Source organism: Allobranchiibius sp. GilTou38, from assembly GCF_017565325.1.
Classification (GTDB): domain Bacteria; phylum Actinomycetota; class Actinomycetes; order Actinomycetales; family Dermatophilaceae; genus Allobranchiibius; species Allobranchiibius huperziae.
On the sequence record NZ_JAGEKN010000008.1, the window covers coordinates 250,077 to 262,504 of the forward strand.

General features: G+C 69.6%; 10 protein-coding genes. 9 read left to right on the forward strand and 1 reads right to left on the reverse strand.

The window, feature by feature from the left end; translation table 11 throughout:
* Positions 1–86: 86 nt before the first annotated feature.
* A complete protein-coding gene (locus JOB34_RS12710; protein ID WP_208053060.1) occupies positions 87–2,099 on the reverse strand; it encodes an acyltransferase family protein in 2,013 nt (670 codons plus the stop codon).
* A gap of 470 nt (positions 2,100–2,569) precedes the next feature.
* Here JOB34_RS12710 and JOB34_RS12715 point away from each other — a divergent pair, with 470 nt between their 5' ends.
* The 9 genes from JOB34_RS12715 to JOB34_RS12755 all read left to right on the forward strand — a co-directional run bounded on the left by JOB34_RS12715 (position 2,570) and on the right by JOB34_RS12755 (position 12,420).
* A complete protein-coding gene (locus JOB34_RS12715; protein ID WP_208053061.1) occupies positions 2,570–3,634 on the forward strand; it encodes a 3-isopropylmalate dehydrogenase in 1,065 nt (354 codons plus the stop codon).
* A gap of 81 nt (positions 3,635–3,715) precedes the next feature.
* Positions 3,716–4,810, forward strand: coding sequence for a branched-chain amino acid aminotransferase (locus tag JOB34_RS12720; RefSeq protein ID WP_208053062.1), 1,095 nt, complete (start codon positions 3,716–3,718; stop codon positions 4,808–4,810).
* A 351-nt stretch (positions 4,811–5,161) separates the two neighbouring features.
* On the forward strand, positions 5,162–6,769 hold the full coding sequence (gene cimA, locus JOB34_RS12725) for a citramalate synthase (RefSeq protein ID WP_208053063.1): 1,608 nt from the start codon (positions 5,162–5,164) through the stop codon (positions 6,767–6,769).
* A gap of 75 nt (positions 6,770–6,844) precedes the next feature.
* Positions 6,845–7,627, forward strand: a complete 783-nt coding sequence (locus tag JOB34_RS12730) for a fumarylacetoacetate hydrolase family protein (protein WP_179481871.1) — start codon at positions 6,845–6,847, stop codon at positions 7,625–7,627.
* A gap of 56 nt (positions 7,628–7,683) precedes the next feature.
* A complete protein-coding gene (gene murI / locus JOB34_RS12735) occupies positions 7,684–8,598 on the forward strand; it encodes a glutamate racemase (protein ID WP_179481869.1) in 915 nt (304 codons plus the stop codon).
* Positions 8,595–9,383, forward strand: coding sequence for an MBL fold metallo-hydrolase (locus JOB34_RS12740; protein WP_179481867.1), 789 nt, complete (start codon positions 8,595–8,597; stop codon positions 9,381–9,383). The genes murI and JOB34_RS12740 overlap by 4 nt, the downstream gene beginning before the upstream one ends.
* Before the next feature lie 51 nt (positions 9,384–9,434).
* Entirely contained in the window at positions 9,435–10,238 is an 804-nt protein-coding gene (rph, locus tag JOB34_RS12745) for a ribonuclease PH (protein ID WP_208053064.1), read from the forward strand.
* The gene (rdgB, locus tag JOB34_RS12750; RefSeq protein ID WP_208053065.1) at positions 10,235–10,837 is read left to right on the forward strand and encodes an RdgB/HAM1 family non-canonical purine NTP pyrophosphatase; all 603 of its coding nucleotides are present in this window, start codon (positions 10,235–10,237) and stop codon (positions 10,835–10,837) included. The genes rph and rdgB overlap by 4 nt, the downstream gene beginning before the upstream one ends.
* Positions 10,834–12,420: a molybdopterin-dependent oxidoreductase gene (locus JOB34_RS12755; protein ID WP_347813856.1), complete on the forward strand. Its 1,587-nt coding sequence runs from the start codon at positions 10,834–10,836 to the stop codon at positions 12,418–12,420. Before rdgB ends, JOB34_RS12755 begins: the two co-directional genes overlap by 4 nt.
* Positions 12,421–12,428: the final 8 nt, after the last annotated feature.

Consider the following 12,428-nt stretch of genomic DNA (forward strand, 5'->3'; position numbering starts at 1 on the left):
ACCCCGCAGGGTGGCGGCCTTGGTCGTTCGAGATGTCGGTTCCGGAGGGTGCGGCCCGCTGCACCCTCTGCAACTGGTTTCTCAGGTCACTGCGAGGTGGTGGGGGCCGCGGTCGTCGGCGTGGTGGGAGCGGTCGGCTTGTAGCCGACGGCCGCGTAGATGGTCGGCATCAGCCAGCCCCAGACGAGCTTGCCGCCCGCGACGGTGTAGTGGACCCCGTCGAGGCGCACCTTCACCCCGTCGATGACGTCGCGGGGTTTGCCGCCTGGGCACAGCTTCGACGCCACGTCCGCGATGCGCACCTGCGAGGGATGTTGCCGGGCGAACGTCGCGAGGACGGCGTTGACGGCCTTCCCGCGGTACGCCGCGTTGCGGATCGGGGCGATGTCGACACCGGCGACCACCGAGGAGGTCCAGTCGTAACAGGGCACGTTGGGGATGACGACCTTGGAGTTCGGGCCGATCTGCGCCAAGGCCTTGTTCAGGTAGGAGAGCAGGTACGCGGCGTACGCCGGGGTCCCCGCCTTCACGATCGAACCCGTCGGGGTGACATGGTCGAAGACCTCCCAACCGCCGACGCTCAGCACTACGACCGGGTCCTTGTCGCGTTGCAGGTGCGACTTCCAGCCTGGGTAGAGGTTCGCGCATTCCGGGGCGGCTTTCGCGGTCTGCTTCTTGCCGTAGATGGCGAGTTGCTGGGGCATGAGCCCGCAGCCGAAGACGGCGTTGCCGTCGAGGCCGACCTGGGGGAAGGCGGACTGAGGGAAGCTGAACTCCAGCGAGATCCCGACCGAGTCACCCAGCACCAGCACCCGGACCGGCTTGTTCACGTCCATCCCGCCGACGCCGTAGCTCTTGCCGGTCTGACCGTCCACCAGGGGGTTTCCGCTGGCGGCGGAGGTCGTGAAGATGACCGCGAGCGCGGTGAGGGGCAGGACGAGGACGCCGCTCAACGTGCCGCCGAGCGTGCCGATCCACTTGCGCAGCCCGTTGACGCGGATCGGGTTCTCCACGAGGTAGAACGACGCGGCGCCGGCGGCGAAGCTGAGCACGAAACGCAGGAGGAACAGGCCCGGACCGCCGAATCCGACCCGCTTGGGGGTGAGCATCACGAAGATCGGCCAGTGCCACAGGTAGAGCCCGTAGGAGATCTTGCCGATCCAGGCGAACGAGCGGAAGCCGAAGATGGCGGCGATCGGGCCTTCCTGGTCCAGTTCCACGACCGCGATGACCGCCAGGGTGGCGAGCACGAAGACGAAGAAGCCGCCGCGCCAGGTGAAGTCGTTCTGGTAGCTGACGAACAGGAAGAACGCGGCCATCACGACCATCCCCGTCGCCCCGATCGCGGTCAGGCGTCGGTAGTTGCGCGTCAGGCGGCGCCGCGGCGCGTAGCTGAGATAGACCGCCAGCGCGCTGCCCAGCAGCAGCGACTGAGCGCGGCAGTCGGTGCCGTAGTAGATACGGGAGGGGTCGGCGTCGGGCTTGTAGAGCCACGCCATCCACACGGCGGACAGGACCGACAGCCCCACCAGGATCTGAGTGATGCGCCGCCGGTTGCCGCGAGTCATCGCGATGAGAGCGATCATCAACGCCGGCAGCACGAAGTAGAACTGCTCCTCGATGGCGAGGGTCCACATGTGCCGGTACGGCGAGGGGTCGCCGTACTGCTGGAAGTACGACTCGCCCTCGGAGATGAAATGCCAGTTGGCGTAGTAGAAGACGGTGGCGATCCCGTCCGAGCGCATGGTGGCGCGCGCGTACCGGTCGAGCACGTAGGGGCAGATCACCGTGATGCCGACCACCGCGAGCACCAGTCCCGGCAGGAGCCGCCGGGCGCGGCGCACGTAGAAGCTCACCAGGTTGATCGAGCCCCACTTGCGGTTCTCCGAGATGAGCAGGCCGGCGATGAGGTAGCCGGACAACACGAAGAAGACGTCGACCGAGTAGAAACCGCCCATCGGCAGGTTGTCGGTGGCGTGGAAGATCATCACCAGCACGATGGCGAGAGCCCGCACGCCGTCCAACGCGGGCCGATGCTTCTTCTTCGGCGTGTTGGCGGCGCGCTTGTGCGCGGCTTCCTTCGCAGCAAGCGTCGTCAAGGGGTCTCTTCGGGTGTGAGGGAAGTTACTCGGCAGTCAGTGTAGGCGAACCGAGTCGTGCGAGGACGTGCATCGTGGGCGCCGATCGGCCGTCCGCCTCGTCTCGAATGGCGAGATAGCGGTATCGAGTCTTGGATGAGTGGGTCTAACGTCGTGCTCGGAACGGCGCCCAACCGGCGCCTGGCGGTCATGGCTTGGACGGACTGACATCGGTGGTGATCCCACTGCGATGTCCGGTGGCCCACACCGAGCACGGCAGGAGACGGACCATGTCCGAAGAACAGATCGAGATCCAGCGGGCGTTGCAAGAATCGATGGATCTGCGCGACTGAGTCGACGAACTCCGTTCGACGGAAGGGCCCCGGCAGCACGCCGGGGCCCTTCGTCGTCCCCCGGGCCGCTGATCCTCATGTCTCGTCATCCGAGACCTGCGTTTCAAATGGCAAGACGGATGACTAGCCTGCGGAGGTATGACGAGCACTCCTGCAGGCACCGCGTCCGACTCCATCGACCTGGCCGTGATCGGCGGCGACGGCATCGGACCGGAGGTGGTCGCCGAAGGGCTGAAGGTGCTCGAGGCCGTCAGCGCTGCCAAGGTCTCCCGCACCGAGTACGACCTGGGCGCCCGGCGCTGGCACGCGAGTGGCGAGATCCTCCCGGAGTCGGTCGAGGACGAGCTGCGCGGGCACGACGCGATACTGCTCGGTGCGATCGGCGACCCGTCCGTCCCGAGCGGCGTGCTGGAGCGTGGGCTGCTGCTGAAGCTGCGCTTCGACTTCGACCACTACGTCAACCTGCGCCCCGCCACCCTCTTCACCGGCGTGCGCTCGCCGCTGGACGTCGCGCGCGTCGCGCCCGACGGCATCGACTTCGTGGTGGTGCGCGAAGGCACGGAGGGCCCGTACACCGGCAACGGCGGCGCACTGCGGGTAGGCACCCCGGCCGAGCTCGCGACCGAGGTCAGCGTCAACACCCGGTTCGGTGCCGAGCGCGCGGTGCGGGACGCCTTCGCCCGCGCCCAGGCCCGCCCTCGCAAGCACCTCACGCTGATCCACAAGCACAACGTGCTGTCGTATGCCGGGCACCTGTGGCGCCGGACGGTGGAGGAGGTCGGCGCGGAGTTCCCCGAGGTGAGCACCGCGTACGCGCACGTCGACGCCGCGACCATCTACATGGTCACCGACCCGGGCCGCTTCGACGTCATCGTGACCGACAACCTCTTCGGCGACATCGTCACCGACCTGGCGGCCGCGGTGACCGGCGGCATCGGCCTGGCCGCCTCGGGCAACATCAACCCCGAGCGCACGGCGCCCTCGATGTTCGAACCGGTGCACGGCTCGGCCCCGGACATCGCCGGTCAGGCCAAGGCCGACCCGACGGCCACGATCCTGTCGGTCGCGATGCTGCTGGAGCACCTGGGGCGCGGTGACGAGGCGCGGCGGGTGCAGGAGGCCGTGGCGGCCGACCTGGCGTCGCGTGGCGACGCTCCCCGGTCGACCACTCAGATCGGCGACGCCATCGCGGGTCGGGTATGACGCCCGGGCGTAACCTGGCCCCACCGCCGCACCTGTAGCGCGCGTCACACTCCGACGCGCCCACGCCCCGAGGAGACCGCCATGGCACTGACCTTCGATGTGACCCGACGCCAGGACGTCGTGAGCGACGCCGACCGTGCGGCGGTGCTCGCCGACCCCGGCTTCGGCAACCACTTCACCGACCACATGGTCACGGTGACCTGGACCAAGGGCGACGGCTGGCACGACGCCAAGGTCACGCCGTACGGCCCGATCTCGATCGACCCGTCGGCGGCCGTCCTGCACTATGCGCAGGAGATCTTCGAGGGCATGAAGGCCTATCGCCACGCCGACGGCTCGGTGTGGACCTTCCGTCCCCAGCAGAACGCCGCCCGCTTCGCCCGCAGTGCCACCCGGATGGCGCTGCCGGTGATGCAGGAGGCGGACTTCATCGACGCGCTGCGCGCCCTGGTCACCATCGACGAGGCGTGGGTGCCGCCTGCGGGCGGCGGCGAGACCTCGCTCTACCTGCGGCCGTTCATGTTCGCCTCCGAGCCGTTCCTCGGCGTCCGCCCGGCCAACGAGGTCACCTTCTGCGTCATCGCCTCTCCGGCCGGCGCGTACTTCAGCGGGGGAGTGAAGCCCGTCTCGCTGTGGATCTCCACCGACTTCGCCCGCGCCGGCGACGGCGGCACCGGCGCGGCCAAGTGCGGCGGCAACTACGCCTCGTCCCTGGCCGGACAGCTCGAGGGCGCCGAGCACGGCTGCGACCAGGCCGTCTTCCTGGACTCCTCGTCGCACACCTACATCGAAGAGCTCGGCGGGATGAACCTGTTCATCGTCTACAAGGACGGCCGCCTGGTCACCCCCGAGCTGACCGGCTCGATCCTGGAGGGCGTCACCCGCGACTCGATCCTGGAGCTTTCCAAGGACCTCGGCCTGCAGCCGGAGGAGCGGCGCATCCCGATCCAGGAGTGGAAGGACGGGGCCGCATCCGGGGAGATCGCCGAGGTGTTCGCCTGCGGGACCGCCGCCGTGGTCACCCCGGTCGGTGAGCTGAAGTGGGACGGCGGGTCGTGCGACCACCGCCGCGAGGGGCACGACGACAAGGTCGCGCTGCAGATCCGCTCGTCGCTGCTGGATCTCCAGTACGGCCGGGTCGAGGACTCGCGCGGCTGGCTCACCCGCCTCGCCTGACGGTCCGGACAAATCCGCCGAGTGGCATACATATGTATCGAGTGCACCGGTTACAGGTATGCCACTCGATACATATGTATGCCACTCGGTGGTGTGACCACCTGATGAGACGGGGGTGTCGAATGGTGGACGGGACGTGAGGGGCGATGCCACGATGTCGGACGTGATGACCCTCGGGTCCGCGGTCACCTCCGCGGCGACGATTATCGACTAGCGCGTCGGACGACCCGGCGCGCGACCTCCCGTTACCTCGGGAGGTTTTTTCGTCCCCGGGCATCACCCACGCGCCGGAGACGGCGCCGGGTCGGGTTTTCACCAAGACCCGCCCCGCCCCACCCGAAAGGCCCCGCGATGAGCGGCTTCGACCTCTACGACACCACCCTGCGCGACGGCGCCCAGCAGGAGGGTCTGCACCTCAGCGTCGACGACAAGCTGGCGGTCGCGCGTCTGCTCGACCAGCTCGGGGTCGGCTTCATCGAAGGCGGCTGGCCCGGCGCGAACCCCAAGGACACCGAGTTCTTCCGGCGGGCACGCACCGAGCTCGTCCTGGGCAGCGCCCGGCTCGCGGCGTTCGGGAGCACCCGGCGCGCCGGCGTACGCGCGTGCGACGACCCGCAGGTCGCCGCGCTGCTGGAGGCGCAGACCCCCGTCGTGACGCTCGTCGGCAAGTCGCACGTGCGCCACGTGACCGATGCGCTGCGCACCTCTCCGGCGGAGAACCTGGCGATGGTCGCCGACACGGTGGCCCACCTGGTCGCGCACGGCCGCACCGTCTACCTGGACGCGGAGCACTTCTTCGACGGGTACGAGGCCGATCCGGCGTACGCCGTCGAGGTGGTGCGGGTGGCCGCCGAGGCCGGCGCGGAGGCGGTCGTCCTCTGCGACACCAACGGCGGCATGCTGCCGCACGACATCGAGCGTGTCGTCTCCGCGACTGCCCAGCGCACCGGAGTGCGTCTGGGTATCCACTGTCACAACGACACAGGGTGCGCCGTCGCCAACAGCATCGCGGCGGTGCGAGCCGGTGCGACCCACGTGCAGGGCACCGTCAACGGGTACGGCGAGCGCACCGGCAACGCCGACCTCATCGCGGTGACCACGAACCTGCAGCTCAAGCTCGGCATGCCACTGGTGAGTGACGGGCAGCTCGCGGCTGCCGTGCACGTGAGTCACGCCGTCAGCGAGATCACCAACCTCCCGCCCTTCGAGCGAGCGCCGTACGTCGGGGCGAGCGCGTTCGCGCACAAGGCCGGGCTGCACGCGAGCGCCCTACGGGTCGACCCCGACCTCTATCAACACATCGACCCGGCGCTGGTGGGCAACGAGATGCGCACGCTGGTCTCGGACATGGCCGGCCGGGCGAGCATCGAGCTGAAGGGCCGCGAGCTCGGCTACGACCTCGCCGGTCGGCCCGAGCTGCTGGCCCGGGTCTTGCGCCGGGTCAAGGAACTCGAGGGCGCGGGGTGGACCTTCGAGGCAGCCGACGCGTCGTTCGATCTGCTGCTGCACGAGGAGGTGCAGGGGCGGCCCGCCGCCCTCTTCGAGCTGGAGTCGTGGCGGGTGCGCACCGATGCCGAGGGGAGCGCGAGCGCGCTGTCCGAGGCGACCCTGGAGCTTCGCGTCGAGGGACGCCGGCAGGTCGCGGTGGGAGAGGGCAACGGTCCGGTCAACGCGCTGGACCACGCGCTGCGGCAGGCGCTCACCCCGGCGTACCCGCGCCTCGTCGAGCTGGAGCTCATCGATTTCCGGGTCCGGATCCTCGACGCCGATCACGGCACCGACGCGACCACCAGGGTGCTCATCGACACCACCGACGGCGAGCGCACCTGGACCACGGTGGGGGTGGGCCCGAACATCGTGCACGCCAGCTGGATCGCGCTGGTCGACTCCTTCACCTTCGGGATGCTGCGGTGTCCGTCGCGCGCGGAACCGGTCGCTCGCGCGGCGGTCGCGCGCTGATCGCGAGCTCCGCCGGCCCGCATCGCTGGGCGGTCTCGGTTCGCCGGTGTCGCCCGGCGTGATTAAGGTCGACACGTGCGTATTGCGAGGTACACGACAGGCGAGGATCCGACGTACGGGCTGGTCGACGGCGCGGGGGAGAAGATCGCCCAGATCAGCGGCGACCCCCTCTACTCCAAGATCGAGCTCACCGGCGTCACCACCACGGTCGACGAGGTGCGCCTGCTCGCGCCGGTGATCCCGCGCTCGAAGGTGATCGGCATCGGCAAGAACTACGCCGAGCACGCCCGCGAGATGGGGGGCGAGGCGCCGAAGGAACCGCTCATGTTCCTCATCCCTAACACCGCCGTCGTCGGCCCCGGCGACCCGGTCGTCATGCCGCGGCAGAGCGAGCGGGTCGACTACGAGGGCGAGCTCGCGGTCGTCATCGGCCGGATGTGCCGCGACGTGTCGGTGGAGGAGGCGCGGTCGGTGATCTTCGGCTACACCTGCGCCAACGACGTCACCGCGCGCGACCTGCAGAAGAGCGACGGGCAGTGGTCGCGGGCGAAGGGGTTCGACACGTTCTGCCCCCTCGGCCCCTGGATCGAGACCGACCTGGACGTCAGCGACCTGCGGCTGCGCACCCGCCGGGGCGATGAGGTGGTGCAGGACGGCACGACCGCCGACATGATCCACGACATCCCCACGCTGATCTCGTACGCGTCGCAGGCGTTCACGCTGCTGCCCGGCGACGTGATCCTCACCGGCACGCCCGAGGGAGTCGGGCCCGTCGAGTCCGGGCAGAGCGTCGAGGTCGAGATCGAGGACATCGGCGTGCTGCGCAACCCGTTCGTCCGGCACGGCGCCGACGCGTGACGAACATCTCCGGCCACCTGGCGGTCGGCGGCCGGACCCGACCGTAGGCTTCCATCGTGTCTGATGCGCCGATCGGGATCTTCGACAGCGGCTACGGCGGGCTCACCGTCGCCCGTGCAGTCCTGGATCAGCTCCCCCACGAGTCGGTCGCCTACCTGGGCGACACGCTGCGCGCGCCGTACGGCCCGCGGCCCATCGCCGAGACCCGAGCCTTCGCTCTGCAGTGCCTGGACCGGCTGGTCAACCACGGCGTCAAGGTGCTGGTGATCGCCTGCAACACCGCCAGCGCCGCGGTCCTGCACGATGCGCGGGAACGCTACGACGTGCCGGTCGTCGAGGTGATCCGCCCGGCCGTACGCCGGGCCGTGCGCGCCACCCGCAACGGGCGGGTCGGGATCATCTCCACAAAGGGCACGCATCAGTCCGGCGCCTACCTCGACGCGTTCGCCGCGGCACCGCAACTGCAGGTGACGAGCGAGCCGTGCCCACGGTTCGTGGATCTGGTCGAGTCCGGCGTCACCGGGGGCCCGGAGATGCTGTCGTACGCGCGGGAGTATCTGGAGCCGCTGCGCGAGCGTGACATCGACACGCTGGTGCTCGGGTGCACGCACTACCCGCTGCTGACGGCGGTGATCTCCTACGTGATGGGCGACGGTGTCACGCTGGTGTCCTCCGCCGAGGAGACCGCCAAGGACGTCTACCGGGTGCTCGCCGACCGTCACGAGTTGCGACCGGATCACCTCGCAGCGCCCGAGCATTCCTTCACCACCACCGGTGACCCCGACAGGTTCCGCGCGCTATCCAAGCGTTTCCTCGGGATGGGCCCGGAGTTCGATCACGTCTTCGTCAACGACTTCGCCCAGCACGATGCTGCGACGCCTGAGGCAGACCCGACGGACCGTGGTGACACGCACGGCTCGTCGGGTGCTCTCGAGCACCCGTTGGAGGCGATGACGGGGTCGGCCCGATGAAGCTCACCGTCGTCGGATGCTCCGGCTCGTTCCCCGGTCCCGACTCGCCCGCCTCGTGCTATCTGGTGCAGGCCGAGCACGAGGGCCGTCTGTGGAGCGTCGTGCTCGACCTCGGCAACGGCGCGCTCGGTCCGCTGCAGCGGCACGTGCGTCTGGACGAGATCGACGCGATCGTTCTTAGTCACCTGCACCCCGATCACTGTCTCGATCTGTGCGGACTGTTCGTCGTGCAGAAGTACGACCCCATGGTCACTGCGGGATCGCACCCGCCGATACCGGTCTACGGTCCGCAGGACACCGGGGCACGCATCTCCCGCGCGAACGGCGTCACACTGGAGGAGACCCAGGACGTACACGGCCTTGACCCCGAGTTCGACTTCCGCACCCTCACCTCCGGCCGGAGCTTCACGGTCGGGCCGTTCACTCTCACCCCTCGTCTGGTCAACCACCCGGTCGAGGCGTACGGCGTACGCATCGAGGCCGACGGCCGGACGCTCGCCTATACCGGTGACACCGATGTGTGCGGCGCGCTCACCGACCTGCTGGGCGGCGCGCACCTCGCCCTGACCGACTCGGCGTTCGTCGAGGGCCGCGACACCGTGGAGGGCATCCACCTGACCGGTGCGCGGGCGGCGCAGGCGGCGCTCGACGCCGGCGGCGTCGGGCGCCTGATGCTCACCCACATCCCGCCGTGGAACGACCCGGAGACCTGCCGCAAGGAGGCCGCCGGCATCTGGCCCGGCGACGTCGAGCTGGCCCGTCCCGGCGCGGCGTACGACATCTGATCGGCGGACGGCGGGGAGGGAACGGTCAGGGGGGCCTCCTATCGTGGAGGCATGACGGACACCACCACCTCGACCCCGACCGCAGCGACCTCCGCCAGTTCCCGGGGCGCCGGCCGCCACGACGGCCGCGCGGCCGACGAGCTGCGCGAGGTGCGCATCACCCGCGGGTGGCTGGACCACGCGGAGGGGAGCGTGCTGGTGGAGTTCGGCAAGACCCGCGTCCTGGTCGCAGCGTCGTTCACCGAGGGGGTGCCGCGCTGGATGAAGGGTCGCGGCACGGGCTGGATCACCGCGGAGTACGAGATGCTGCCGCGCGCCACCAACACCCGCTCCGACCGCGAGTCGCGCAAGGGCAAGGTGGGCGGCCGCACCCACGAGATCTCCCGGCTCATCGGACGCAGCCTGCGCGCCATCATCGACACGAAAGCCCTGGGGGAGAACACGATCGTGCTCGACTGCGACGTGCTCCAGGCAGACGGCGGCACCCGCACGGCATCCATCACGGGCGCGTACGTCGCACTCGCGGACGCGATCGAGGACGCCCGCGCCAACGGGCTGATCGCCAAGGGTGCGCAGCCGCTCACCGGGTCGATCGCGGCCATCAGCGTCGGCATCGTCGACGGACAGCCGGTGCTCGACCTGGACTACCCGGAGGACTCGACCGCGCAGACCGACATGAACGTCGTGATGACGGGCGCCGGTGGGTTCGTCGAGGTGCAGGGCACGGCCGAGGGCGCGCCCTTCGACCGGTCCGAGCTGGACAGCCTGCTGGCACTGGCGGCCGACGGCATCGAGGAGCTGACCCGCAAGCAGCAGGAGGCGCTCGCCGTACCGCTCGGTGAGCACCGCCGATGACGACCGTCGTACTCGCGACGCGCAACGTCGGCAAATTGCGCGAATTCCGTGCGTTGATCGACGGATGGTCGGGGCTGCAGGGCATCCGCATCGTCGATGTCTCCGAATTTCCTGATGTGCAGGATGTGGTGGAGTCGGGAGTGACGTTCGAGGAGAACGCCACGCTCAAGGCGCGCGCGGTCGCCGCGGCGACCGGGCTTCCTGCCATCGCGGACGACTCCGGGTTGTCGGTCGACGTGCTCGGCGGTTGCCCCGGCGTCTTCAGCGCGCGGTGGGCCGGCACGCACGGCGCCGACCAGGCGAACATCGACCTTCTGCTCTCCCAGACGATGGACGTCACAGCCACGATGGCCGCCCATTTCGTGTGCTGCATGGTGCTGTCGCTGCCCGGCGGCGCCGAACGGATCCGCCGCGGCGAGCTGCACGGCATCATCACCCGCAACCAACGCGGCACCGATGGGTTCGGCTACGACCCGATCTTCGAGCTCCCCGACGGGCGCACCCTGGCGCAGCTGCCCGCGCAGGAGAAGAATCAGATCTCTCATCGAGCAATCGCGATGCGGGCCATTCGCGAGGACCTGGGGGACACCCTCACGTGAGCACTGTGCGCGAGGCCGAAGAGACGACCCACGAACCATCCGCGGCCCGCGCGTGGGTCGCGGTGCTGGGAGGTGTCGCGGCCGGCGCGGTCACCATCGGGGTGGCCGAGCTGCTGGCCGGTCTCATGGAGCGGTTCGGGTGGAGTGGTGGGATCCCTTCCCCGGTGATCGCCGTGGGAGAGGCCTTCATCGATCGGACACCCCCGTGGTTGAAGGACTTCGCGGTCAATAACTTCGGCACCAACGACAAGGCGGTGCTGCTGGCCGGCATCGGCGTCGTGCTCTTCCTGCTCTCGTGCCTGATCGGTCTGCTGCTGCGGCGCCTGCCGGTGGCCGCGCTCGTGGGGTTCGTCGTGCTGATCGCCGTCGCCATGGCCGCGGTCCTCACCCGCCCGGGCGCACGTCCCGCCGATCTGATCCCGACGGTCGTCGGCGGACTGATGGGTCTGTGGGTGTTGCACCGGTGGCGTGGGCTGCTGAGCGTGGGCGTCGGCCGGCGTGAGATCACCACCGAGCGCCGGCAGGTGCTCACCTGGACGATGCTGAGTGTCGTCGGGGGAGGCCTCGCCCTGGCAGCGGGGCGTGCCGTGAGCGGCAGTGCGCGGGCGATCCAGGCCGCGCGCGCGACCTTCGTGGCCCCGGAGGTGCAACATCCGGTGCAGGTGCCGGCCGGTGCTCCGGTCGACGTACCCGGCATCACGCCGTACATCGTGCCGAACGGGCAGTTCTACCGCATCGACACGGCGCTGCAGGTGCCGCAGGTCGAAGCATCCGGGTGGAAACTGAAGGTCACCGGAATGGTCGACCACGAGGTCGAGATTGACTGGAAGACGTTGCTGTCCAAGCCGATGCAGCAGGCCATGATCACCCTGATGTGCGTGTCCAACGAGGTGGGCGGCAGCCTCAACGGCAACGCGATCTGGACCGGGTGGCCCGTGCGCGAGCTGCTCAAGCTGGCGGGACCGCAGGCGGGTGCCGACATGGTGCTGTCCACCAGTGTCGACGGGTTCACCGCCGGTACGCCGATCGGCGCGCTGACCGATGATCGCAACGCCCTGCTGGCGGTCGCGATGAACGGCAAGGCGCTGCCGGTGGAGCACGGGTATCCCGTGCGGTTGGTCGTCCCGGGCCTCTACGGCTACGTGAGCGCGACCAAGTGGCTCACCCAGCTGAAGGTCACGACGTACGCGAAGGACCAGGGCTACTGGATTCCGCGCGGCTGGTCGGCGATGGGACCGGTGAAGATCTCCTCGCGCATCGACGTGCCGCGCGACGGGCGGTCGGTCTCACCAGGCGCGGACGGCACCGTGCCCATCGCGGGTGTCGCCTGGGACCAGCACACCGGCGTGAGTGGCGTGCAGGTGCGCATCGACGACGGTCCGTGGCAGAGCGCCAAGCTGGGCGAACAGGCCACCGTCGACGCGTGGCGGCAGTGGGTGCTGCACTGGCCCGCGACGAAGGGTCGGCACACCGCCACGGTGCGTGCTGTCGACGCGAAGGGGCAGGTGCAGATCTCGGCCGAGGCGCCGCCCCCGCCGAACGGCTCGACCGGTCTGCACTCGGTGACCTTCACCGTCAGCTGACGGGCGGG

Excerpts from the sequence above, each read along its gene's own strand:
- JOB34_RS12715 (WP_208053061.1), top strand. The coding sequence starts at position 2,570 with ATGACGAGCACTCCTGCAGGCACCGCGTCCGACTCCATCGACCTGGCC.
- JOB34_RS12720 (WP_208053062.1), top strand. The coding sequence starts at position 3,716 with ATGGCACTGACCTTCGATGTGACCCGACGCCAGGACGTCGTGAGCGAC.
- cimA (WP_208053063.1), top strand. The coding sequence starts at position 5,162 with ATGAGCGGCTTCGACCTCTACGACACCACCCTGCGCGACGGCGCCCAG.
- JOB34_RS12740 (WP_179481867.1), top strand. The coding sequence starts at position 8,595 with ATGAAGCTCACCGTCGTCGGATGCTCCGGCTCGTTCCCCGGTCCCGAC.
- rph (WP_208053064.1), top strand. The coding sequence starts at position 9,435 with ATGACGGACACCACCACCTCGACCCCGACCGCAGCGACCTCCGCCAGT.
- rdgB (WP_208053065.1), top strand. The coding sequence starts at position 10,235 with ATGACGACCGTCGTACTCGCGACGCGCAACGTCGGCAAATTGCGCGAA.